19 protein-coding genes are annotated in these 22,707 nt (G+C 63.9%); 7 read left to right on the top strand and 12 right to left on the bottom strand.

All coding sequences use genetic code 11. The features are described from left to right. Positions 1–77: 77 nt before the first annotated feature. From IVB41_RS27860 to rfaD, 3 genes are read right to left on the bottom strand one after another with little or no spacing between them, the layout of a single operon-like run. Complete coding sequence (locus IVB41_RS27860) at positions 78–1,364, bottom strand: O-antigen ligase family protein (RefSeq protein ID WP_247437251.1); 1,287 nt, start codon at positions 1,362–1,364, stop codon at positions 78–80. Next, on the bottom strand, positions 1,361–2,845 hold the full coding sequence (gene rfaE1 / locus IVB41_RS27855) for a D-glycero-beta-D-manno-heptose-7-phosphate kinase (protein ID WP_247437249.1): 1,485 nt from the start codon (positions 2,843–2,845) through the stop codon (positions 1,361–1,363). Before rfaE1 ends, IVB41_RS27860 begins: the two co-directional genes overlap by 4 nt. 11 nt (positions 2,846–2,856) lie before the next feature. Further along, positions 2,857–3,837: an ADP-glyceromanno-heptose 6-epimerase gene (rfaD, locus tag IVB41_RS27850; protein ID WP_247437246.1), complete on the bottom strand. Its 981-nt coding sequence runs from the start codon at positions 3,835–3,837 to the stop codon at positions 2,857–2,859. A 160-nt stretch (positions 3,838–3,997) separates the two neighbouring features. On the opposite strand from rfaD, the gene waaF reads away from it, so the two are divergent. Beyond that, entirely contained in the window at positions 3,998–5,068 is a 1,071-nt protein-coding gene (gene waaF / locus IVB41_RS27845) for a lipopolysaccharide heptosyltransferase II (protein ID WP_247437244.1), read from the top strand. Positions 5,069–5,247: 179 nt separating this feature from the next. Here the strand turns inward: waaF and IVB41_RS27840 are convergent, their stop codons facing one another. Next, on the bottom strand, positions 5,248–6,285 hold the full coding sequence (locus IVB41_RS27840) for a glycosyltransferase family 4 protein (protein ID WP_247437242.1): 1,038 nt from the start codon (positions 6,283–6,285) through the stop codon (positions 5,248–5,250). A 125-nt stretch (positions 6,286–6,410) separates the two neighbouring features. Between IVB41_RS27840 and galE the strand changes: the two genes are divergently transcribed. The 3 genes from galE to IVB41_RS27825 all read left to right on the top strand — a co-directional run bounded on the left by galE (position 6,411) and on the right by IVB41_RS27825 (position 10,082). Beyond that, positions 6,411–7,424, top strand: a complete 1,014-nt coding sequence (gene galE, locus IVB41_RS27835; RefSeq protein ID WP_247437232.1) for a UDP-glucose 4-epimerase GalE — start codon at positions 6,411–6,413, stop codon at positions 7,422–7,424. A 118-nt stretch (positions 7,425–7,542) separates the two neighbouring features. Then, on the top strand, positions 7,543–9,345 hold the full coding sequence (locus tag IVB41_RS27830) for an ABC transporter ATP-binding protein (protein WP_247437230.1): 1,803 nt from the start codon (positions 7,543–7,545) through the stop codon (positions 9,343–9,345). Positions 9,346–9,380: 35 nt separating this feature from the next. Next, entirely contained in the window at positions 9,381–10,082 is a 702-nt protein-coding gene (locus IVB41_RS27825; protein WP_027566820.1) for a fumarylacetoacetate hydrolase family protein, read from the top strand. 77 nt (positions 10,083–10,159) lie between these two features. Here the strand turns inward: IVB41_RS27825 and IVB41_RS27820 are convergent, their stop codons facing one another. Then, complete coding sequence (locus IVB41_RS27820; protein WP_247438212.1) at positions 10,160–10,618, bottom strand: nuclear transport factor 2 family protein; 459 nt, start codon at positions 10,616–10,618, stop codon at positions 10,160–10,162. A 131-nt stretch (positions 10,619–10,749) separates the two neighbouring features. On the opposite strand from IVB41_RS27820, the gene IVB41_RS27815 reads away from it, so the two are divergent. Beyond that, on the top strand, positions 10,750–11,292 hold the full coding sequence (locus tag IVB41_RS27815; protein WP_247437228.1) for a hypothetical protein: 543 nt from the start codon (positions 10,750–10,752) through the stop codon (positions 11,290–11,292). 285 nt (positions 11,293–11,577) lie between these two features. Here the strand turns inward: IVB41_RS27815 and IVB41_RS27810 are convergent, their stop codons facing one another. After that, on the bottom strand, positions 11,578–11,733 hold the full coding sequence (locus IVB41_RS27810) for a hypothetical protein (RefSeq protein WP_007612486.1): 156 nt from the start codon (positions 11,731–11,733) through the stop codon (positions 11,578–11,580). Between the two features lie 146 nt (positions 11,734–11,879). Further along, positions 11,880–12,803, bottom strand: a complete 924-nt coding sequence (locus IVB41_RS27805) for a LysR family transcriptional regulator (protein ID WP_247437225.1) — start codon at positions 12,801–12,803, stop codon at positions 11,880–11,882. 213 nt (positions 12,804–13,016) lie between these two features. On the opposite strand from IVB41_RS27805, the gene IVB41_RS27800 reads away from it, so the two are divergent. Together IVB41_RS27800 and IVB41_RS27795 are read left to right on the top strand one after the other, a co-directional pair. Continuing rightward, positions 13,017–13,727 (top strand): SDR family NAD(P)-dependent oxidoreductase, encoded by a 711-nt coding sequence (locus tag IVB41_RS27800; RefSeq protein ID WP_027566815.1) that lies wholly within the window; start codon positions 13,017–13,019, stop codon positions 13,725–13,727. Positions 13,728–13,758: 31 nt separating this feature from the next. Then, positions 13,759–14,994, top strand: coding sequence for a YbfB/YjiJ family MFS transporter (locus IVB41_RS27795; RefSeq protein WP_247437223.1), 1,236 nt, complete (start codon positions 13,759–13,761; stop codon positions 14,992–14,994). Between the two features lie 19 nt (positions 14,995–15,013). Here IVB41_RS27795 and IVB41_RS27790 read toward each other — a convergent pair whose 3' ends face one another. The 5 genes from IVB41_RS27790 to IVB41_RS27770 form a co-directional block, all read right to left on the bottom strand. Continuing rightward, on the bottom strand, positions 15,014–16,480 hold the full coding sequence (locus IVB41_RS27790; RefSeq protein WP_276576681.1) for an NAD(P)/FAD-dependent oxidoreductase: 1,467 nt from the start codon (positions 16,478–16,480) through the stop codon (positions 15,014–15,016). Positions 16,481–16,665: 185 nt separating this feature from the next. Further along, entirely contained in the window at positions 16,666–18,060 is a 1,395-nt protein-coding gene (locus IVB41_RS27785; RefSeq protein ID WP_247437221.1) for a DUF6056 family protein, read from the bottom strand. Positions 18,061–18,404: 344 nt separating this feature from the next. After that, positions 18,405–19,826, bottom strand: a complete 1,422-nt coding sequence (gene ahcY / locus IVB41_RS27780; RefSeq protein ID WP_007601979.1) for an adenosylhomocysteinase — start codon at positions 19,824–19,826, stop codon at positions 18,405–18,407. 118 nt (positions 19,827–19,944) lie between these two features. Further along, entirely contained in the window at positions 19,945–21,141 is a 1,197-nt protein-coding gene (gene metK, locus IVB41_RS27775) for a methionine adenosyltransferase (protein WP_247290184.1), read from the bottom strand. A 61-nt stretch (positions 21,142–21,202) separates the two neighbouring features. Further along, positions 21,203–22,558 (bottom strand): hypothetical protein, encoded by a 1,356-nt coding sequence (locus tag IVB41_RS27770; RefSeq protein ID WP_027519010.1) that lies wholly within the window; start codon positions 22,556–22,558, stop codon positions 21,203–21,205. Positions 22,559–22,707: the final 149 nt, after the last annotated feature.

Raw genomic sequence — 22,707 nt, 5'->3', positions numbered from 1 at the left:
AACCCATCTCGGCCGGACATGCCAGTCAAGGCTTGCCGGTCAAGGTTTGCCGGTCAAGCTTTGCGATCCGCGGCCGTTCAGGAACCGGCTGCTGTCGCCTTCGCCTCGGCCTGCTGGGCCCGGATCACCATGCCGCCGGCAACGCCGACACCGATGACGTACATCCAGCCCTCGTGGAAGTCGAACAGATGGGAGTTGAACAGCGAGGTGAAGACGTTCTGGACCACGACCAGGAGGCCGACCCAGTTTGCGAGCCCGTCGCCGCGAAACAACAGCAGATGCAGGATCCAGATGGCGTAGAGAACGGCGACGCCGATGAAGCCCCATTGCACGGCCACGTTCAGCGTCTGGTTATGCGGGTTGCCGATCACCTCGGCGGACGCCAGGTTCTGATCGCCGGGCGTCGCGGCCCGCTCGAACAATCCACGCGTCGAGCCGGTGCCGTGCCCCTTGACCGGCGCCTCCGCGAAGAAGCCGAGGGATTTTCGCCAGAATTCGAGCCGCAACCCGGCCGAGGTCGCCGCGCCTTGTTCGACATAGCGTGTGTAGTCGCTGGCAAAGCTGTCGGCGGTCTTGCGCAATTGCGGCGAGGCCTGCCAGGCGAGAACCGCGCCCACGAGCAGGGCCGCGGAGATGATCGCGATGCTGCGCCATCTCAGATGAAGCAACGCAAACACGCCGAACAGGACCGGAATGGTGACAAGCGCAGTGCGCGACACCACCACGAAGGCCATATTGACGAAGAAGGCGAGCGCAAGCGCCGTGAGCAGCCCTGCGATCCAGTAGCGCTTCTGACGCAGCAACTGCACGATCGGATAGGCGAGCGCGACCGCGCAGAGCGCAAACTCCTGGCTCTGGTCGATGTAGTTCTTGACGAAGATGCCGCGCTCGACGCGGTCGGATTTGAGCGCGAGGTCGGGGTAGAAGGCGACCAGCCAGGACATCACCGACAGCAGCGCGCAGGACACCAAGAAGGCGACGAACACCCAATGTCCGCGCGGCGAGCGCGCAAAATGATAGAGCAGGACCGGCAGCACCAGCAGCTTGACGGTCGGATTGACCGCGTAGAAGCGCGCGCCCCAGGCCGCGTCCGACCACAGCGTCCCGACCAGCGCGAGCAGGACCAGCGCAATCGGCGCCGCGCAGATCGGACGCCTGAGCGATTGCAGGAACTCGCGGACGTCGAGGAACGGCACCATGCAGAGCAGCATCAGGACATTGAATATCGCCGCAAGCGACGTCGACCATGGCAGCGAGGCCACAGTCAGGATCGCGAACAGATCGACCGTCTCGGACCAGGCCGCCGGACTGCGCAGACGCCGCCACAGCACCTGGCCGGTCGTCTCCCCGGCGAGCGTCGTCACTTGCCCTCTCCCCGCGCGCGATGAACCAGCGCCGTCGTGCTGAAACCCTGGAGAATGTCGACCAGCACCACCGTCCCGCCCGCGGCCTCGACGACCTCATGGCCGACGACCTGCTCGCGGGTGTAATCGCCCCCCTTGATCAGCGCACTCGGCTTGATGCGGGTGATCAGGTCGATCGGCGTATCTTCATCGAAAATAACGACGAGATCGACGGCTTCGAGCGCCGCCAGCACTTCCGCACGCGCTCGCTCGTCCTGAACGGGGCGATCGGCGCCCTTCAGCCGCCGTACCGAAGCGTCGCTGTTCAGCCCCACGATCAGGCGGTCGCAGGCGGAGCGCGCCGCCGTCAGCACCTTGACGTGGCCGGGATGCAGGATGTCGAAGCAGCCATTGGTGAAGCCGACGCGCTGGCCTTGCTTCTTCCATTCCGCGAGCTGCGCGTCGAGCGCGCCGGGCTCGAGCACGATCTTCTCCTCGGCCGCGAGATAGGCATGCGGCAATATCTTTCGCTTCAGCTCGGCCGCACTCACGCTGGCGGTGCCCTGCTTGCTGACGGCGACGGCGGCCGCGGCACTGGCCATGCGTAGCGCCGTGTCCCAGTCCGCGCCCGTGGCGAGCGACACCGCGAGCGCCGCCGCAACGGTGTCGCCGGCGCCGGAGACGTCGCGCACCTTGACCGGGAACGCCGGAACGTGAACGGCCTCGCCGTTGCGCGGCACCAGCGTCATGCCGTGCTCGCCTTGGGTGACCAGGATCGCTTCGCAATCGGCGAGCCGCATCACGTCCTCGCTGGCATCGACAATGCTCTGCGGCGTGTCGGCGCGGCTTCGGGTCGCTTCCGAAAACTCCTTGCGATTGGGCGTGAGCAGCGTCGCGCCGCGATAGATCGCCCAGTTCAGGCTTTTGGGATCGACGATCACGGGCTTGCCGAGTTTTCGCGCGGCGTCGATGGTGTGGCGGATGACGCGGGCGGTCAGCACCCCCTTGGCGTAGTCGGACAGCAGCACGATGTCGGCGCGCGCGATCTGCGGCAGGATCGCCTCGATCAGCTTGGTCTCGATCGTATCGGAAGCAGGCTGTGCCTGCTCCCAATCCGCGCGCAGCATGTGCGTGGAAAAATGCTCGGAGACGAAACGGACCTTTCGCGTGGTCGGACGCGAGGGGTCGCACACCAGAACGCTTTCGATTGCGCCCTGCTCCGCAAGCGTCGAGGCGAGCTGCCTGCCCGCATCGTCCTCGCCGACGAGGCCGACGAAGATGCAGCGCGCGCCGAGCGCGGCGACGTTGCGCGCGACGTTGCCGGCACCGCCGATATGGATCTCGCTGCGCTGTGCCGTGATGACGGGCGCCGGCGCTTCCGGCGAGATCCGCGACACCTCGCCATAGACGAACTCGTCCAGCATGATGTCGCCGATGCACAGGACCGTGCGGCCTGAGATGGCTTGCGCGAGGGCATCGAAATCGAGAATGGGCGTCGGCATGGTGATGGGCCTCAGCGGAAGCGGTCGGGCCGGTCGAGATAATCGCCGACATAGGCGTTCACCGCATCCTCGAGCGTGGTGAAACCACCATTATAGCCGGCGCGGTGGAGGCGATCGACCTCGCTCTGGGTGAAGTACTGGTAGCTGCCGCGGATCTGCTCGGGCATGTCGATGTATTCGATGTTGGGCTTGGCGCCGAGCGCGGCATAAGCCGCCAGCATCAAATCCTTGAAGCTGCGTGCCTTGCCGGTGCCGACATTGAAGATGCCGGACACCGAGGGCGTTGCCAGCAGCCACATGATCACGCGGACGACGTCGTCGACATAGATAAAATCGCGGCGCTGGTCGCCGTCCGTGATGCCCTCGCGATGCGACTTGAACAATTGCACGACGCGGCCCGCTTTGACGTCGTCGAAGCGCCGCGCCAGCACGCTCATCATCGAGCCCTTGTGGTATTCGTTGGGGCCGAACACGTTGAAGAATTTCAGTCCGGCCCATTGCGGCGGCAGCTTCTCGCCCTTCGCGGCGCGCTCGGCGACGGCGAGATCGAACAGGTGCTTGCTCCAGCCGTAGAGGTTCATCGGCCGCAGTTTCTTCAACGCAGCGATCGAAGCATCGTCGTCAAATCCAGCCTCGCCGTCGCCATAGGTCGCCGCCGAGGAGGCATAGATCAACGGCACCGCATTTGCGGTGCACCAGTCCAGGAGGCGCATCGACAGGCGGAAGTTGGTCTCGAACACCAGGTCGCCGTCGGTCGCCGTGGTCGCGGATATCGCCCCGAGATGGATCACGGCATCGAGCTTGCGGCCTTTGAGCCAGTCCGGCAGCTCAGCCGGCGGCACGATATCCACAAGCTGCCGCTTGGCGAGATTGCGCCATTTGCCCTCGGTGCCAAGGAAATCGCAGACGACGACGTCGCTGCGGCCGGCCTCGTTCAGCGCGGCGACGACATTCGATCCGATAAAACCGGCCCCGCCGGTCACCAGCAACATTTCACCTAGCCTGCCCGATGTTTTGCGACCCGATCTTGCCCTAGCGCATGATCCTCCAAAGTGTAAGCGGTTTTGGGATGGCCGCTTTGCCGGCTTTACCTGCCGGCCCGGAGCGGCTAACCGAACCGCCACATCAGCGCACCCCCGGCCTTAATAACGAATGAACCAAGATTCGCGACTTAGTGGAGAGGCAGATCGGGGCGACACGCGCCCGATCCTGATCGTCCCCTACATGTGGATCGGTGATTTCGTCCGGAATCACACCGTCGTGCGGGTCCTGAACGAGCGCTGGCCGAACCGGCCGGTCGATCTGCTCACGACGTCGCTGTGCGCGCCCCTGGTCGATTACATGCCCGGCGTGCGCCATGCGATCGTCTGGGACCTGCCGCGCGGCCGGCTCGCAGTGGGCCGCCAGCTTGGCCTGGCGAAGCTCCTGCGCGAGCGGAACTACGGCACCGCCCTGGTGCTACCCCGGACCTGGAAGGCCGCCATCGCGCCCGCTTTGGCCGGGATTCCGGAAAGGGTCGGCTTCGTCGGCGAATTCCGGTTCGGCCTGCTCAACCGCTGGCGCTGGGGCGAGAAGAAGCTGCCCCGCTTCATCGACAAGAATGCCGCCCTCGCCCAGCCCGATGGCGCCCCGCTGCCGGCGGAATGGCCGGTGCCGCAATTGCGGGTCCCGGCCGAGGACATCGTCCGCTGGCGGCAGGCCAATGGCCTCAGCGCAGGCGCCGCCGTGGCGCTGGCTCCCGGCTCGGTCGGGGTGTCAAAACGCTGGAGCTACTATCCGGAAGCCGCCCGCCTGCTCGCCGAGCGCGGCCTCGAGGTCTGGGTGGTCGGCGGCCCCGGGGAAAAGGGCCTGGCCCAGGAGATCGTCGCGGCCGGCGGCGCCGGGGTCCGGGACCTCACCGGCAATGATCTGCGCAACGGCGTGCTGGCAATGGCCGCGGCCGGCGTCGCGATCTCCAACGATTCCGGCCTGATGCACATCGCAGCCGCCCTGGGCACGCCGACCATGGGTATTTTCGGTCCGACCAGCCCCTACCTCTGGGCCCCCCTCAACGGCCTCGCCGCGACCGTGGTGCAGGACAAGAGCGTGCTCTCCTGCCAACCCTGCCAGAGCACGATCTGCAAGATGAACGACCACCGCTGCATGCGAGATATCGCGGCGAGCGAGGTGGTGGAGATTGCGCAGCGGGTGCTGGGTGAGGTGGGGTCAAGGGCGTCGACGTGAAGGCCGTCGAGGCTGCGCCGATGATGACATCATGCCGGTGTTTTGCCCGACGAGTCAAATTGAATTCGTAAAATCCGCAGACTATCAACCCATCGCCAAGCCATTGATTTCATTGTCCGCGGCTACTGTGCATGGGGTTGTTTTCGCGGTTTTTGTTTTGGTGGCCGTACGACAGGGGTTCAGAGCAGCGGCCGATACACCTCGCCGATCCGTGACGCCTCCGCATCGAGGCTGAACCGCTCGAGCACCCGTGCCCGCCCGCGTTCGCCCATGGCGGTTGCGGCAGCAACATCGCGCATCAGCGGCTCCAGCGCTGCGACCAGCGCATCCACATCACCGGTCGGGACCAGCACGCCGGTCACGCCATCCTCGACCACGAGCTCGGCCGCGCCGGCGCGCGCGGCGACCAGCGCGCTGCCGGCCGCCATTGCCTCGATCAGCGTCAGGCCAAAACCTTCGTTGCGCGAGGTGAACGCGTAGATCGTCAGCCGCTGATACCAGCGCTGCACGTCTTCGATCGGCAGCTCGCCAGTGATGACGATGCGCGATTGCAGGCCGGCGGCCTCGATGCGCTTCTTCAGGTCGTTTGCAAAGGGTGTTTGCTCGGGCGTGACCTGACCGACGATGACGGCTGTGAAATCCGGATAGCGCGGCAATAGCCGGCACATCGCATCGACGAACACGTCCGTGCCCTTCTGCGCGCGCACGCGGCCGAAACAGCCGATCGCGTAGGGGCCCGGCAGCGCGGCTTCCGCGAAGGCGGCAGTGCGGTCGAGCGGCGGCGCGTAGACGGCGGTGTCGACGCCGTGTGGGATCACCGTCGCCCTCACTTTCAGGAACGAGGCCGAAAGATCTGACGTCGCGATGATTGCGTCCATGCGCCGGATCAGCCAGCGCGTGATCCAGCTATGATGGCGCTGTGCCGCCGAGGTGAAGACCAGTTTCAGCGGCCAGCCGAGCGCGCGCAACAGCACGCCCGCGATCATCTCGTTGTTGCGGCGCGCGTGCCAGATCACCGGCGCCTGGCGGCGCCACAATCTCAGGAGATCGGCACCGCCCAGGCGCGCGATCCCCTCCGGCGCGTCGGAGCCGAACCACGCGGCGCGAAACAGCTTTGCCAGCCGCGGCGCCACCATCCGGTTGGTCGCGGTGACCCCGGAATAGCGCCTGTGCAGATTTGGCACGATCACTTCGAGATCGCTGGGGGAATTCGCCACGCCACGCTCCATTTCGAAAGTCCCTATACGCAACATTAAGCATAGTGACCAGTTCAGCCGCGCCGATACCCACTCTTCACCACGTAAACGTTAGCTTGGAGCGTTGATCGAAGACGGGTGAGATCATGACTGTGCTTGTCACCGGCGGTGCCGGCTATATCGGAAGCCACACGGTTCTGGCGCTGGCGGAAGCCGGCGAAAACGTCGTCGTGATCGACGATCTCTCCACCGGTTTCTCCGCCTATCTGCCCGAAGGCGTGCCGCTGTTCATTGGCGATGCCGGCGACGAGAACCTGCTCGAAGGCGTGATCGCCCAGCACAACATCGAGAGCATCATCCATTTCGCGGGCTCGGTGGTCGTGCCGGATTCGATGCGCGATCCGCTCGGCTATTACCGCAACAATTTCACGACCGCGCGCAACCTGCTCAACGTCGCGGTCAAGCGCGGCATCGACCGCTTCATCTTCTCCTCGACCGCGGCGGTCTACGGCGATCCGGACCAGGTGCCGGTGCCCGAGCATGCGCCAACACGGCCGCTGTCGCCCTACGGTTCGTCGAAGCTGATGACCGAGATCATGCTGCACGACGTCGCCGCCGCCTACGGCATGCAATACGTGACCTTGCGCTATTTCAACGTTGCGGGTGCCGATCCGCAGGCCCGCATCGGCCTCGCCACCGTCGGCGCCACGCACCTGCTCAAGATCGCGGTGGAAGCCGCCACCGGCCAGCGCGCCAAGATCGACGTGTTCGGCACCGACTATCCGACCCAGGACGGCAGCTGCATCCGCGACTTCATCCACGTCACGGACCTGTCGCAGGCGCATCGCTCGGCGCTCGCCTATTTGCGCAACGGCGGCGTCTCGACGACGCTCAATTGCGGCTATGGCCGCGGCTACTCGGTGCTGGAGACCATCGACGCGGTACGCCGTGTCTCGGGCCGCAGCTTCGCCGTGCAATACGCCCCGCGCCGGCCCGGCGACATCATGACCATGGTCGCCGACACCAGCCGTATCCGCGGCCTGCTCGACTGGAAGCCGCAATACGACGACCTCGAGACCATCGCGGCCCATGCGCTGGCCTGGGAGGACAAGCTGTTCCGCGAGCGTCACGGCGAGCTCCGCCACGCCGCCTCGGCCTAGATTCCATTCCAGCGCAAGCCCTTAATTGGGCTTGAAAAGCGCTGGCTTAGCGGGCACAGAGGCCATTCGATCCCTGACGCGCGGGCAGGCTTTTTCCTGTGCCGTCAATGGACTGCGGATGGCTCAGTTTCCAAAGAAAATCACCGACGATCCCTATGCGGCTGCGGTGCTGATTCGCCGCCTGGTCACGGAACAGGGGATCATCTACTGGCGGCGCTACCTCGTCGCCTTCGCGCTGATGGCGCTTGCCGCCGGATCGACCGCGGGCGCGACCTACGTGCTCGGCCAGGTCATCAACCAGGCCTATGTCGACAAGAACATCCCGGGCATCGCGATGTTCTCGGGCATCACCGTGATCCTGCTCTTTATCAAGGGCGTGGCGACTTACGGCCACATGGTGATCCTGACCAAGATCTCAAACGCCATCCTCGCCACCAACCAGCGCCAGCTGTTCGCCAAGCTGATGCGCGAGAGCGTCGGATTCTTCTCCGAGCGGCATTCGTCGGAATTTCTGGCGCGGCTGACAGCCGGCGCAAAGTCCATCACCGATGTCCTCAACATGCTGGTCAATGCGGTTGGGCGCGACCTCATGATGCTGCTCGCCATGATCGGCGTGATGGTGTGGCAGGATCCGGTGATGTCGTTCATCGGCCTCGTCGCGGTGCCGCCGGCGATGCTGGTGCTGCGCAAGCTGGTCAAGCGCATCAAGGGGCTCGCCTACAATCAGTTCACCGGCACCGCCGACATCCTGGAGACGATGCAGGAATCGCTGCAGGGCATCCGCACGGTGAAAGCGTTCACGCTCGAAGACACCATGCAGAACCGCATCGACGAGAATATCGCGATCGTCGAGCGCAACGCCAACAAGATGGCCCGCGTCGCCAATCGCTCCAATCCGCTGATGGAGATGCTCGGCGGCTTCGCAGTCGCCGGCTGCCTGCTCTATGGCGGCTATAGCGTGGTCGCGCTCAACGCCACGCCCGGCGCGTTCTTTTCCTTCATGACGGCGTTCCTGATGGCGACCGAGCCGGCCAAGCGGCTGGCGCGGCTCAACATCGACCTCAACAGCCAGCTCGTCGGCGCCCGCATGCTGCTCGAAGTCGTCGACAGCCCTGCGAGCGAGCATTCCGACGATGACAAGCCGGCGCTGAAACTCTCGAACGCACGCATCGAGCTGCGCGACGTCAGCTTTTCCTATCGCAACGGTGAGACCGTCCTCAATCGCATGAGCTTTGTTGCCGAGCCCGGCAAGGTCACCGCGCTGGTCGGCCCCTCCGGCGGCGGCAAATCGACCGTGCTGGGGTTGCTGCTGCGCTTCTACGAGGTGACGCAAGGCGACATCGTGATCGACGGCCAGTCGATCGGCGCCGTCTCGCGAAAATCGCTGCGGGCTCAGACCGCCTATGTCGGCCAGGACGTCTATCTGTTCCGCGACACCATCCGCAACAACATCGCCTTCGGCCGCGCGGGCGCGACCGAAGAACAAATCATCGATGCTGCGAAAGCAGCCTGCGCGCATGATTTCATTATGGGCTTCCCGCTCGGCTACGACACGCCCGTCGGCGAACACGGCACGCAGCTGTCCGGCGGCCAGCGGCAGCGCATCGCGGTCGCGCGCGCGCTGATCAAGAACGCGCCGATCATCCTGCTCGACGAAGCCACCGCCGCGCTCGATTCGGAATCCGAACGGCAGGTGCAGGAGGCGATCGAGCATCTCTGCCAGAACCGCACCACGATCGTGATCGCGCATCGCCTGCACACCATCATGCACGCCGATGCGATCCTGGTGGTCGAGGGTGGCGAGATCGTCGAGCAGGGCCGGCATGACGAGCTGCTCCGCCGCGGCGGGCGCTACGCCTCGTTCTTCCGCCTGCAACATCACGACGCCGGCGCTCTGGCGCCGATCAGCGCAACCGCATAGAGTTCCCTTCACCTCAAGAGCAGCGAGATCGCACCATGAACGCCGCCTCCTACGTCATCCCGCTTCCGACCCAGGCTTCGCTTCCCGTCGTCGGGGAAAGCGGCCGATATCCCGTGCGCCGCATCTGGTGCGTCGGTCGCAACTATCTCGAGCACATCCGCGAGATGGGCAATGACGAGCGCGCCCCGCCTTTCTTCTTCGCCAAGCACGCCGACATGCTGGTGCCCGACGGCGCCACCATTCCCTATCCGCCGCTGACCAAGGATCTCCATCACGAGGTCGAGCTGATCGTCGCGATGAAGAGCGGCGGCCTCAACATTCCCGCCGACAAGGCGCTCGACCATGTCTACGGCTACGCCGTCGGCATCGACTTGACCCGCCGCGACCTCCAGATCGCCTCGCGCAAGAAGGAGCGTCCGTGGGAGATCGGCAAGTCGTTCGACTATTCGGCACCCTGCTCCGCGGTGCAGCCGGCATCGAAGATCGGCCATCCCGCCAAGGGCAAGATCTGGCTCACGGTCAACGGCAAGGAAGCGCAGAAGGGCGACCTCACCGAGCTGATCTGGAACGTGCCCGAGATCATCTGGCAGCTCTCGCAGCAGGTGAAGCTCGCCGCCGGCGACATCATCATGACGGGCACGCCTGCCGGCGTGTCGCAGCTCCAGCCCGGCGACAAGCTCGAATGCGGCGTCGACGGCGTCGGCACGCTGAAGGTCTCGATCGGCCAACCCGAGTAAGGCTCACGGCGGCTCTAACTAAGAAGGCCCCGGGCATGTCCGGGGCCTTTTGCATTTCGCTGGCGGACGATGCCGATCTACCAAGCCTTCACCGGCCGATCGGCGTGGCTTGCCTGCGGCACACCCCGATTGAGCGACATGTGGGAATGCACGCACAGCCAACCATCGCCCTGTCTTGAAAACACCATCGTGGCCCGGCCGGGGCGCGGAAACGCGCTGCCGTCGGGATGATAGCCTGTGCTCGTCCACGGCACGATCACGGTCGCCATCGTACCATCAGACGATGCCAGGATCGAGGCCTGGTCGATGACGAAACGGAAGTCGGCCGTCTTTGGCCAGACGTTATCCCATTGCGTGGTGACCCATTGGTCGACGCCGGGAATGACGTCGTTGTGCGTGCCGAAGGCCAGCACATCCGGATGGAAGAGCGGCCGCGCCGAAGCATAGTCGACCTCGCGGACATAACCTGCAAAGGTCTCCAGCCATTGGCGAAAGAACTGCGTGATCTCGGCATTCGCGGTCGGCAAGGAGGCCATCGCCTGCTCCATGTTCTGCAACTCAATCGCGGCAATCTTTGTTGCCATGAGGCGAACCGTCCAGCAAGATATGTGGAGAGCACCGGTGGAGATCGATCGACGAACCGGGCCGATTTCATGGAGCCAGACTCATGAGACGCCTTCTCCTGCTTGCGGCCACGCTTATCGTCTCGTGCAACGTTGCCAGCGCGCAATCCGGTCAGCCCTATGCCGGCCTTGAGCAGCGCCCCATCAAGGCGCTGTCGCACCAGCAGATCGACGATCTTCGAGCCGGACGTGGCATGGGCCTGGCGCTTGCCGCCGAACTCAATGGATATCCCGGTCCGAGCCATGTTCTTGAGTTCGGTGACCGGCTTGACTTGACCGCGGATCAGCGCATCCGGGTTCAGCGCCTGCTCGAGGCCATGAAGCAAGAGGCGGTCCCGCTAGGTAACAAGCTGGTCGAGCAGGAAGCGGAGTTGGACCGGCTCTTCTCTGCCCGCGTCGTGACATCGGAGTCACTCAAGGCGACCCTCGTTGCCATTGCGGAAACCCAGGCCTTGCTCCGCGAAAGCCACCTCAAATATCATCTGTCGACGACCGCCTTGCTCGATCAGAACCAGATGCAGCGATACGCGGAGCTGCGAGGTTACCAACGCCCCGATAGCTCCGAAGGACACAAGCACCATCACTAGACGCGGTCATCGCAGCGCCGACAGCACGATGAGGCCGCGCTTCAGGTCAGCGGGCCGGCACCCGCCCCCGGCTACAGCTTCAACCACATCAATCTCGGCGACAGCACCGAGAAGCTGATGGCGCAGTTCGGCGGCCCCTTCCATGTCGGGCCGAGCGGGCTAAGAGAAGACCGAGCTCTGGACCTATCACCCATGGCCCTTCTCATTCGAAGTGCAGGCGGACCGTGTCACGTCAATCCGGATCAACGATCCGACCGTTCAGTAATTGATTGTACGCGGCCCTAGTCACGCCCGTGACAGGGCCTGGAGACCCTTGAAGGTCAGGCGCTTGGGGTCGGTGACGCCGGCGAGATACAGGCGGCGGATGAACGCGATGACGGCGTCGCGGTCGCAATCGGTCAACGCGACGACGGCGTCGACCGCGATTCTCTGGGCTTCCATTGGGCTCACCTCGGCCTTGCAAGTAACCCCGGCCGAGACAGGCTAGGACTCCGCGGTTAATCCGGCGTTAACCGTTCGCGCAGCATGGCTGATTCAGCCTAGCGGCCGTATACGCAAAACAACGCATTGCCCGTGCGCGCAGCGGCTCACCGCGCAGTGATGCTGTTCTTGAGCTGAGCAAACTGCTTCTTCAGCCGCGGCACCGCAAAGTCCGTGAAGGTCCGCACCTTCGGCACCGAGAGCCGGCCCTGCGGACAGATCAAATGCGCGGGCATCTCGGGATCCTCGTCGCCGGGCAGCACGATCTCGAGCTCGCCGCGCGCGACCTGCTCACCCACCTGGTACGAATACATTCGCGCCACACCGCGGCCGGCGACGGCCGAGGCCACCGCTGCATAGGTGCTGTTGACGACGAGCCGCGGCGTGAACTGCACCGTGCGGGCAGCCGACGAGCCGACCTGCGGCGCAAAGGTCCACGAATTGGGAAGGTGGGCCATCGCGACGATCTGGTGCTTGGCAAGATCGCCGGGCTCGGTGATGCGCGGGTGCTGCTTCAGATAGCGTGGTGATGCCACCACGACGCGGCTGATCTCGCCGACCCGCATCGCGACCATCGCTGAATCCGCGAGATGGCCGATGCGGAGCGCGACGTCGACCCCCTCCTCGATCAGATTGACCGCGCGATCGAACAGCAGGAGTTTTGCCGACACGGTCGGATAGGCATCGAGAAACGCATCGAGGATCGGCCGCAGCACCATCTCACCTGACACCACCGGGGCGGTGATCGTGAGCAGGCCGCGGGGCGCCGTGCGCGGCCCGGCCGCGATGTCGTCGGCCTCCTCCAGCTCGGTGAGCACGCGCCTGCAGACCGCGACATAGCGCTCGCCCTCCTCGCTCAGCTTGATGGAGCGTGTGGTCCGGTGCAGCAGCTCGGCACCGACCCGCTGCTCCAGGAAAGCAATGGCGCGGCTCACCGCCGCCGGCGAACGGCTGAGCTTGCGGCCCGCAGCGGCAAGGCTGCCCTCGTCCACCGCAAGGACAAACACCTTCATCGCATCCAGACGATCCATACGTTTCCCGCCAGCCCATCGAGGTCACACTGGAAGCTAGGCGTTCGCTCCCGCTGCGACAACCACCGGCGGCGCCGGTCCGGCATTCGTTCGCGCTGCGAAAGAGTGTCTGCCGGACAGCGCGTATTCGCAGCCGGCCCAACACGGCGTACTTCACCCGCCAAGCCAGCCGTTGCTGGCGCAGGTTCTGAAAGCCAACAACGGGAGCCCATCATGGGTATCGAACAGAAGGTTGCGATCATCACCGGTGCCTCGCAGGGCATCGGTGCGGCCCTAGTCCAGGGTTTTCGCGATCGAAACTATCACGTCGTCGCGACAGCGCGCTCCATCAAGCCGTCGGGCGATGACGATGTCCTCGCCATTGCCGGCGACATCGCCGACCGGAACACCGCCGAGCGGGTGGTCTCGCAAGCCGTCGCCCGCTTCGGCCGCGTCGACACGCTGGTCAACAACGCCGGCATCTTCGTCGCAAAGCCGTTCACGCAGTACACGGCGGAGGACTATGCGGCGGTGATGGGCACCAACGTCGCGGGCTTCTTCCACGTCACGCAGCTTGCCATCGCCGAGATGGAGAAGCAGGGGTCCGGGCACGTCGTCCAGATCACAACCACGCTGGTCGACCAGGCCAATTCGAACGTGCCCTCGGTGCTGGCCTCGCTGAGCAAGGGCGGGTTGAGCGCCGCGACCAAGTCGCTCGCGATCGAATATGCCAAGCGCGGTATCCGCGTGAACGCGGTGTCGCCCGGCATCATCAAGTCGCCGATGCATCCCGTCGCGACGCACGCCCAGCTCGATGGGCTGCATCCCGTCGGCCATATGGGCGAGATGTCCGACATCGTCGATGCCGTGCTCTATCTCGAGGGCGCCTCCTTCGTCACCGGCGAGATCCTGCATGTCGACGGCGGCCAGAGCGCCGGCCACTGAACGCTAGCGCCTTCGCGCGCACGAGGACGACATGACAGACGCAGATGCCAAGCAGCAAGTTCATCCCCGACCGCATCAGCGGTCGGGTTCGACATCAGAGATTTCTTCACAGCAAACCTGGCGATATGCGGTAGCCGGATTGTCAGCATCGCTGGTCGGACTCGGCCTCGCGCGCTTTTCCTATACGCCGCTGATCCCGGCCCTGATCGCCGCAAAATGGTTCGGGGCGTCCGACGTCGTCTATCTCGGTGCAGCGAACCTGGCCGGCTATCTCGCCGGCGCGCTCGCGGCGCGGACCGTGGCCGCGCGCATCGGCGCCGTTCGCACCTTGCGTGCGATGATGTTGCTCGCGACCCTCTCCTTTTTTGCCAGTTCAACCCCGGTGTCGTTCACCTGGTTCTTCGCCTGGCGCTTCCTGTCGGGGCTCACCGGCGGAATCATCATGGTACTGGCGGCCTCCGTCATTCTGCCCCATACCTCGGCCGCAAAGCGCGGCATGGTCGGCGGCGTGATCTTTGCCGGTGTCGGGCTCGGTGTCGCCGCATCGGGCACGCTGGTGCCGCTATTGCTGCAGCAAGGCTTGCAACAGAGTTGGTATGGTCTTGGCGTGGTCTCTGGCACGCTCACGCTGGTGAGCTGGTGGAACTGGCCTGCCGAGGCCAAGACCGATACCGTGTCATCGCAGCGGGCGAAGCACGCTTCGCCCGCCGTTCGCGGCTTGCTCGTCCAATACGGCCTCAACGCGGTGGCGCTGGTGCCGCACATGGTCTTCATCGTCGATTTCGTCGCGCGCGGCCTCGGCCAGGGTATTGCCGCGGGATCGCACTACTGGGTGCTCTACGGCCTTGGCGCAATCGTCGGCCCCCTGGTCACCGGTCACCTCGGCGATCGCGCCGGGTTTGGACCCGCGCTACGCGCCGCCTTCCTGATCGAAGCGGCCGCCGTGTTGCTCCCGACCGTCAGTACCGCGCCTCTCTCGCTGATCGTGTCGAGCGTGGTGGTCGGCGGCTTCACACCCGGCATCGTACCGCTCGTGCTCGGACGTATCCATGAGCTGGTCCCCCATTCTGCCGAGCAGCAGCGCAGGACGTGGAGCCATGCCACGACCAGCTTTGCGCTGTTCCAGGCGGCCGCGGCCTACGGCTTCTCCTGGATCTACGCGCAGACCGGCGGCGATTATCTCGTCCTGTTCGCGCTGGGCGGTGGCGCCGTGGTGCTCGCACTCGCGATTGATTTTGCCCTGCCGCTTACCACCCGTAAGGCTTAGAACGCCGAGGTCGTCGCGATCAGGAATATTGCATCACGCCGTCGTCGATCCGGCCGAACCGCAAGGAGACGATGTCGAGCGCGTAGTTCTGGTAGAGCCGCCACGGCTGCTTCGAGCCTTGCTTCGGCATCTTTGCGACTGAGCGCTGCACATAACCCGAGGTGAAGTCGAGCGACGGCTGCGCGGTAATCGAGGGATCGTCATTGTGCGGCATGCACTGCCGGAAATTGTGCCGGTCCATGTAGTTGATGAGGCGGCAGACATATTCGCAGGTGAGGTCGCATTTCAGTGTCCATGATGCGTTGGTGTAGCCGAAGGCGGAGGCCATGTTGGGCACGTCGGCATACATCATGCCTTTGTAGGTCAGCGTATTGGCGAAATCGACGGTGCGGCCGTCGACACTGATGTCGAGACCGCCGACGACCTGGAGCACCAGTCCCGTCGCGGTCACGATGATGTCCGCCGCAAGCTCGCTGCCGTCCTTCAGGCGGATACCGCCATGGGTAAACATGTCGATCTCTTTGGTCACCACGGAGGCGCGCTGCTCGCGAATCGCCTTGAACAGGTCGCCATCCGGCACGAGGCAGAGCCGCTGGTCCCACGGATTGTAGCGCGGCGTGAAATGGGTCGTGACGTCGTAGTCGGGGCCGAGCGCCATCTGCACGCCCTTGAGAACCAGCTCCTTCACCTTCGCAGGGCGGCGCCGACTGAGCTGGAAGAAGAACATCCCCCACATCACGTTGCGCCAACGGATCAGATGATAGGCAAGCCGCGTCGGCAGATTGCGCCGCAATTTGTTGGCGACGGGATCCTGTGCCGGGCGCGACACCACATAGGTCGGTGAGCGCTGCAGCATCGTGACCTGCGCGGCCGTCTTGGCGAGCTCCGGCACCAGCGTCACCGCGGTCGCGCCCGAGCCGATCACGACGACGCGCTTGCCCGCGCAGTCGATGTCGTCGGTCCATTTCTGCGGATGCACGATGCGGCCGGCGAAATCTGAGACGCCCTTGAACTCCGGCGTGTAGCCTGCCTCGTATTTGTAATAGCCCGAGCACATGAACAGGAAATTGCAGGTAAAGCGCACGGTTTCGGTGGCGCCCTCGCCGGTGATGCGCTCGGCCTCGACGGTCCAGCGCGCCTCACTCGTCGACCACGCCGCACGCTTGACACGATGATGGAAGCGGATGTGCTTCTCGATGCCGTTCTCGGCCGCGGTTTCGCGAACGTAGTTAAGGATTTGCGCGCCGTCGGCGATCGCCTTCGGATCGGTCCACGGCTTGAAGGAATAGCCGAGCGTGAACATGTCGCTGTCGGAGCGGACGCCGGGATAGCGAAACAGGTCCCAGGTGCCGCCGATGCAGTCGCGCCCCTCGAGGATGACGTAGCTCTTGCCCGGACATTTGGTCTGAAGATGATAGCCCGCGCCGATGCCGGACAGGCCGGCACCGACGATCAGCACGTCGAAATGGTCTGACAGGCTGGTCATGATTCCCCTTCGCGCCGGGACCAACTGAACCCAACTGCAAATCGGTGGCTATCCGCCCCGTCCCGAAGCAAACTGTAGGCGCCAGTCGAAATATACCACGGCTTGGCGTCTCGTGCGCGATGAAATGGCTGCAGATTGTCACGTTTCTCACCGGGATTGTCGGCGCCAACAACCAGAATACTCCGCTAGCGCATGACGACTGATTTTTTGCCATAGTAGGCGGCGACGCAGTCGTTTGGGAGACGTGACGGATCGGCTGTCAGATCCTCTTGCATGAGGAGCGAGGGGCGCGCGGTTCGGGTTGGAACGACGATGTCGGCGTCCTGCGAGAGGCTGAGCGTCGCATGACGCTGGACGCTTTCGAGCCAGAAGGTGGCAAAGCTGCCGCGTTCCGTTCGGTAGAGCGTCATAGCTCTAGAGTTGATCAGCGGCAGGCAGAGCAGGGCACAAATGAGTATGCCGATGCTTCGCACATCGGAAGGCCGCGCCGGCAGGAACTGCGCAGCAAAGCGCGAGACTGCCAGAGTTGCGAATGTAAGGGTCATGACGATCATGACTTCGGTCTCATTGCGCGCCCGCAGGGCCAGCATCTCTCCGGTCGCGCCATAGGCCACGAACCATGTGATGAAGCTGCACGCAAGAAAGAGCGCGGGCGCTGCAACCGAGACCATAAGAACCTTGCGCGCGGTGATCGGCTTGGGTCCGATGACGAAGATCGAAGCGGAAGCGAGCAATGCGAGCCATGAGATCATGGTCGGCTGCTGGAGCAGAAGGCCCCAGTCGTAAGCGTACCACTGCGAAGCCCCATCAATGGCCGCCCATATCTTCCCGCCAGCCGGATAGGATGACATCCGAACCAGATTTCCGGGCGCTGCCAGAACGACCAGAAAGCCGGCCAACGTGCAGCCGGCGAGCGTGATGTGATTTCGGAATTGGCAGAAGTCGCGGACGGCGAATGAAGCCGCTATGGCGGCCATGAACCAGACGATTGTGAACTCGTTGCAAGTGGCGGCGAGGAAACAGAGCCCACCAAGGGCCACGGTTGCTCTTCTCGAAAGCGGGGTATCACCGATGGCGGTGGTGATCAGACAGGTGAAGACGATCATGAAGATGATCGCCGGCACCAAGTAGCAAGCCACACCTGGCATCCAAAGCAACATTTCCCGGAAGCTGAGCGCGTTGACGGCGATCGTGGCAGTTAGCGTGATGCCGAAAAAGAAGATCAGTGCTGCCGAGGCGGACGTCCAGAGTCTTGCGCAGACCCATAGTCCGCCGGCAGTGAGGGCGAGGAGGAACGCCACCATCGCTAAAGGGTAGACGACGAACATATCAAGCGGGATTGCCCGCGCAACCATCGCCGGCAGACACATGAGCACCATCGGCAGGACCCGGCCGATGACGCTTTTGTAGAAGAGTGCGACCGTACCGAGCAGCCCGTCGTCGGCATAATGATACGAAAAACAGAAGTCGTCGGTCTCGGGCGATGCGTAAAGGGCAAGAGTTGCAAGTTGCAGAATGATGAACAGCGGGAGTAACGACGCCGCCATGAACAGAGCGTCGTGTAAACGTCTTTCTGTCACCAGTTGCCGCCCCGCTCTTCGAGGCCCGCGATGACCTGCGCCTCGTCCTTGGTGGTGGACGCCGGCCTGAAGACACGCGTGGGCGTGATTATCAGTTTTGAGAACATCTAAACCGCCTACCCGGTGCTATCGCGGCAACACCGGCCTTCTATCATCTCACCCCAAAAGCAATCAATGGTCGATCTCAACGCCCTTACGGCGGCGAACGACAACGTAAGCGGGAGAAGCGGCAGCCCACCGCAAAAGTGGCAGGCTCGTTTCTTCTCTACCAAGCGTCGTATGGAGAACGGCGACAAAAAAAGCCCCGGATCGCTCCGGGGCCTTTATGTCGCAACAGTGCGCGCTCAGTAGCGGTAATGGTCCGACTTGTACGGACCTTCCTGCTTGACGCCGATGTAGTCGGCCTGGTCCTTGCGCAGCTCGGTGAGCTTGACGCCGATCTTGGCGAGGTGCAGGCGCGCGACTTTTTCGTCGAGCGACTTCGGCAGCACGTAGACTTCCTTCTTGTACTTGCCGTCCTTGTTGTTGGCGAAGAGCTCGATCTGCGCCAGCGTCTGGTTGGTGAAGGAGGCCGACATCACGAAGGACGGATGGCCCATCGCATTGCCGAGATTCACGAGGCGGCCTTCCGACAGCATGATGATGCGGTGTTTGTCGGGGAATTCGATCTCGTCGACCTGCGGCTTGATGTTGGTCCATTTCAGGTTACGCAGACCCGCGATCTGGATCTCGTTGTCGAAGTGACCGATGTTGCAGACGATGGCGCGATCCTTCATCGCGCGCATGTGCTCGATCGTGATGATGTCTTTGTTGCCGGTCGCGGTGACGAAGATGTCGGCACGGGGCGCGGCGTCTTCCATGGTCACGACTTCATAGCCTTCCATCGCCGCCTGCAGCGCGCAGATCGGATCGACTTCGGAGACCATGACGCGGCAGCCGGCCTGGCGCAGCGAGGCGGCCGAACCCTTGCCGACGTCGCCGAAGCCCGCGACCATCGCAACCTTGCCCGACATCATCACGTCGGTGCCGCGGCGGATGCCGTCGACCAGCGATTCACGGCAGCCATAGAGGTTGTCGAATTTCGACTTGGTGACGCTGTCGTTGACGTTGATGGCCGGCCACAGCAGCGTGCCCGCCTTCTGCATGTCATAGAGACGATGCACGCCCGTGGTGGTCTCTTCGGAAACGCCCTTGATGCTCTTGGCGATCTCGGCGAAGTAGCCCTTCGGCTTCTCCTTGAGCTGCTTCTTCAGAAGCGCGAAGAAGACTTCCTCTTCTTCCGAACCCGGCTTGTCCAGGAACTTGGTGTCGCCGTTCTCGGCGCGCAGACCGAGATGGACGTACATGGTGGCGTCGCCGCCGTCGTCGAGGATCATGTTCGGGTGACCGCCGCCGTGCCAGTCGAACAGCTTGGCGGTGTAGTCCCAGTACTCGGTAAGGCTCTCACCCTTGACGGCGAATACCGGAATGCCGGCAGCTGCGATCGCCGCCGCGGCGTGGTCCTGCGTCGAATAGATGTTGCAGGAGACCCAGCGGATGTCGGCGCCGAGCGCTGCCAGCGTCTCGATCAGCACGCCGGTCTGGATTGTCATGTGCAGGGAGCCGGCGATGCGCGCGCCCTTCAGCGGCTGCTTCGGGCCATACTCTTCGCGGGTGGCCATCAGGCCGGGCATCTCGGTCTCGGCGAGCGAGAGCTCCTTGCGGCCGAAATCGGCGAGCGAAATGTCCTTGACGATGTAATCGGTGAAGCCGGGCTTCGCGTTCATTGCGGGCGTCCTGTTGTTGAATTGGTCATTCCGGGCCGCCCTGGAGGCGAGCCCGGAATCTCGATGGAAGAATTCCGGGTTCGCCGCCGTGGCGGCGCCCCGGGAATGACGTCGGTGATCAGACCGCGCGCTTGAGCGCTTCAACGAGATCGGTCTTCTCCCAGGAGAAGCCGCCCTCGTTGTCGGGGGTACGGCCGAAATGGCCATAGGCGGAGGTGCGCGCGTAGATCGGGCGGTTGAGATCGAGATGGCTGCGGATGCCACGCGGGGTGAGATCCATCGCCTTGGCGGCGGCCTTCTCGAGCTGATCCTCCGACACCTTACCGGTGCCGTGGGTGTCGATGTAGATCGACAGCGGACGCGCCACGCCGATGGCGTAGGCGAGCTGCAATGTGCAGCGATCCGCAAGACCGGCCGCGACGATGTTCTTGGCGACATAGCGTGCCGCATAGGCGGCCGAGCGGTCGACCTTGGTCGGATCCTTGCCGGAGAACGCGCCGCCACCGTGCGGAGCCGCACCACCATAGGTGTCGACGATGATCTTGCGGCCGGTCAGGCCGGAATCGCCGTCTGGACCGCCGATGTAGAACTTGCCGGTCGGGTTGATGTGCCAGATGGTCTTCGCCGTGATCCAGTCCTTCGGCAGCGCCTCGCGCACATAGGGCTCGACGATGTCGCGAATTTGCTTGGACGAGATGTCCTCGACCAGATGCTGATGCGACACCACGATCTCGCGCACGCCGACCGGCTTGCCGTTCTCGTACTGCACGGTGACCTGGCTCTTGGAGTCCGGGCCCAACACCTTCTCGCGGCCGGAGTGGCGCGCTTCGGAGATGAGACGGAGGATCTTGTGGGCGTAGAAGATCGGCGCCGGCATCAGATCCGGCGTCTCGTTGGTGGCGTAGCCGAACATGATGCCCTGGTCGCCCGCGCCCTCTTCCTTGACTTCGCCCGGCTGCAGCGCATCCACGCCCTGCGCGATGTCGGCGGACTGCGGATGCAGCAGGATCTCGATGTCGGCCTTCTGCCAGTGGAAACCTTCCTGCTCGTAGCCTATGTCCTTGATCGCGGCGCGCACGACGCCTTCGATCTGCTCGTTGGTGACGGATGCGGGACCGCGGGTCTCACCGGCGATCACGACCTTGTTGGTGGTCGCGAGCGTTTCGCAGGCGGCGCGAATTTGCCAGGGATCGATGCCGGCTTTCGGTCCTTCGCGGTAGAACAGATCGACGATCTCGTCGGAGATCCGGTCGCACACCTTGTCCGGATGGCCTTCGGACACGGACTCGCTGGTGAAGAGATAGGACGCGCGCATCAGTAACCCCTTGTTCCGCCGCTAGCTGGCGGGCGTTTGCGATGTTTAGCTTTGAATGATGTCAATCACGCCGGCGCGAGATGACGTAGGATTCGTCGAGAAACCAGAGCCCATTATACTTTCGCAGCACGTCCCTGGCGGCATCCAGAGTGCGGCCGTTTTGAGTCATTTCCGTCAATCGGTCGTCCTCAATCTGAGCGACATACACCGCCGCATTCCAGGCTGCAAAGGCCGTCGAGGTTCCGATAGTGCCTGTCACCTCGTTGGGCAGCGCTTCCATATCATACCTGAAGATCGAGCGGTTATCTGCGTAAGCATTAAAATTTAGGTCACGGCCCACCGAGCCGAGCTCATACTTCACCGCGCGCAATAGCTCATGACGGCTCACCGAGAAAGGATTTTCTCCGGGCCAGATCGCCTGGATCATCTCCATGCCCGGATCCTGCCCGTGGGAGTGAATTCCGATCAGGCGGCCGCCTGCCCGCAAGGCCCGCGCCAGGGGCGCAATGATCCGTTTTGCCCGGAAATTGACCGAGGACAGCGCGCGGTATGGCTGGGATGCAATAACGAGGTCAAAATTGGCCTCGGCCTGGCCCGGCCGTGGAATGGTCGAATCGAGCAGAAACCGCTGATCTTCACGGTAGAGCACCAGCACAACAGGCCGCTCATAGAGCGGCATCCCCGTGCGCGGGCTGACCGCCGCGCGCCAGTTCTGCTCCAAAAACGGCTTCAACTCCGCGATTTGCGTCTCGAACTCGCCCGAGGAAGCCCCCCGCAGGGGAACCTCATGCCAGACTGTCGCGGCGGCCGCCGCGGGCGATGCCGGCGTGAGCCAGGGCGCCTCCGCGTAAAGCATGTTGGTAAAAACGAACACCGAGGCCGGATGCTCGAAAATGCGATCCGGCACCTTGTCCAGCGTCAGGCGGAGGTCCTCGAGACTGAGCTCCTTGCCGGCGACATAGAACGGCATGTGCGGAAAGCGCTGGTGCATCGCGCGCAGCACGCGCGCCAGTACCGTGCCGTCGCCAACGCCGGCATCGAACACGCGCAGCGCCGGCGGCCGGGGATGAATGCTGGCAAGCTCCAGCGCCACGCGCTCGGCGACCACCCGCTTCTCACTGCAAGTGTGGACGAACAGCAGGTATTTCTGGCGGTTCTCGAAGAAGCGGAAATTGCCGCGCGGATCGCGCTTTTCCGGCGGCACCTGAAGTCCCCGCGGGGGAGGCACGCCGCCGGCCATCGATGCGGCCATATAAGCCTGGATCCGGTCCAGCGTGTCGATCGTGATGCGCTTGCCCTCGCGCAGGCGATGCACAAGCTTCCCATCGTTCACCGCGCGCCGGCCAAACGTCGATTCCGCCATGTCGGCCTTGCGGCAGAACTCGGTGATTTGGCTCAGGATTTCGTCATTCTTCATGAAGTGGGACGCAGTGGGCAGAAGGATTGGGTAGCGCCTCCTAGCAAAATCTGCCCACTGAGGGAAGAGGGGATAGAGCCGCCCCCGTTGCCGTGTGCACAGCAGCGAGGCCATGAACCACCTTCCCCTGCCGGGCAACAAACAGACGC

It is taken from the genome of Bradyrhizobium sp. 44 (genome assembly GCF_023073095.1).
In the GTDB taxonomy this organism is placed as follows: domain Bacteria; phylum Pseudomonadota; class Alphaproteobacteria; order Rhizobiales; family Xanthobacteraceae; genus Bradyrhizobium.
Note: the sequence above shows the minus strand (reverse complement) of the source record. Positions and strands in the feature narration are given on the sequence as shown.

Excerpts from the sequence above, each read along its gene's own strand:
- IVB41_RS27795 (WP_247437223.1), top strand. The coding sequence starts at position 13,759 with ATGACAGACGCAGATGCCAAGCAGCAAGTTCATCCCCGACCGCATCAG.
- IVB41_RS27770 (WP_027519010.1), bottom strand. The coding sequence starts at position 22,558 with ATGAAGAATGACGAAATCCTGAGCCAAATCACCGAGTTCTGCCGCAAG.
- rfaE1 (WP_247437249.1), bottom strand. The coding sequence starts at position 2,845 with ATGCCGACGCCCATTCTCGATTTCGATGCCCTCGCGCAAGCCATCTCA.
- IVB41_RS27800 (WP_027566815.1), top strand. The coding sequence starts at position 13,017 with ATGGGTATCGAACAGAAGGTTGCGATCATCACCGGTGCCTCGCAGGGC.
- IVB41_RS27815 (WP_247437228.1), top strand. The coding sequence starts at position 10,750 with ATGAGACGCCTTCTCCTGCTTGCGGCCACGCTTATCGTCTCGTGCAAC.
- galE (WP_247437232.1), top strand. The coding sequence starts at position 6,411 with ATGACTGTGCTTGTCACCGGCGGTGCCGGCTATATCGGAAGCCACACG.
- waaF (WP_247437244.1), top strand. The coding sequence starts at position 3,998 with ATGAACCAAGATTCGCGACTTAGTGGAGAGGCAGATCGGGGCGACACG.
- IVB41_RS27805 (WP_247437225.1), bottom strand. The coding sequence starts at position 12,803 with ATGGATCGTCTGGATGCGATGAAGGTGTTTGTCCTTGCGGTGGACGAG.
- IVB41_RS27825 (WP_027566820.1), top strand. The coding sequence starts at position 9,381 with ATGAACGCCGCCTCCTACGTCATCCCGCTTCCGACCCAGGCTTCGCTT.
- IVB41_RS27790 (WP_276576681.1), bottom strand. The coding sequence starts at position 16,480 with ATGACCAGCCTGTCAGACCATTTCGACGTGCTGATCGTCGGTGCCGGC.
- ahcY (WP_007601979.1), bottom strand. The coding sequence starts at position 19,826 with ATGAACGCGAAGCCCGGCTTCACCGATTACATCGTCAAGGACATTTCG.
- IVB41_RS27810 (WP_007612486.1), bottom strand. The coding sequence starts at position 11,733 with ATGGAAGCCCAGAGAATCGCGGTCGACGCCGTCGTCGCGTTGACCGAT.
- IVB41_RS27830 (WP_247437230.1), top strand. The coding sequence starts at position 7,543 with ATGGCTCAGTTTCCAAAGAAAATCACCGACGATCCCTATGCGGCTGCG.
- rfaD (WP_247437246.1), bottom strand. The coding sequence starts at position 3,837 with ATGTTGCTGGTGACCGGCGGGGCCGGTTTTATCGGATCGAATGTCGTC.
- metK (WP_247290184.1), bottom strand. The coding sequence starts at position 21,141 with ATGCGCGCGTCCTATCTCTTCACCAGCGAGTCCGTGTCCGAAGGCCAT.
- IVB41_RS27820 (WP_247438212.1), bottom strand. The coding sequence starts at position 10,618 with ATGGCCTCCTTGCCGACCGCGAATGCCGAGATCACGCAGTTCTTTCGC.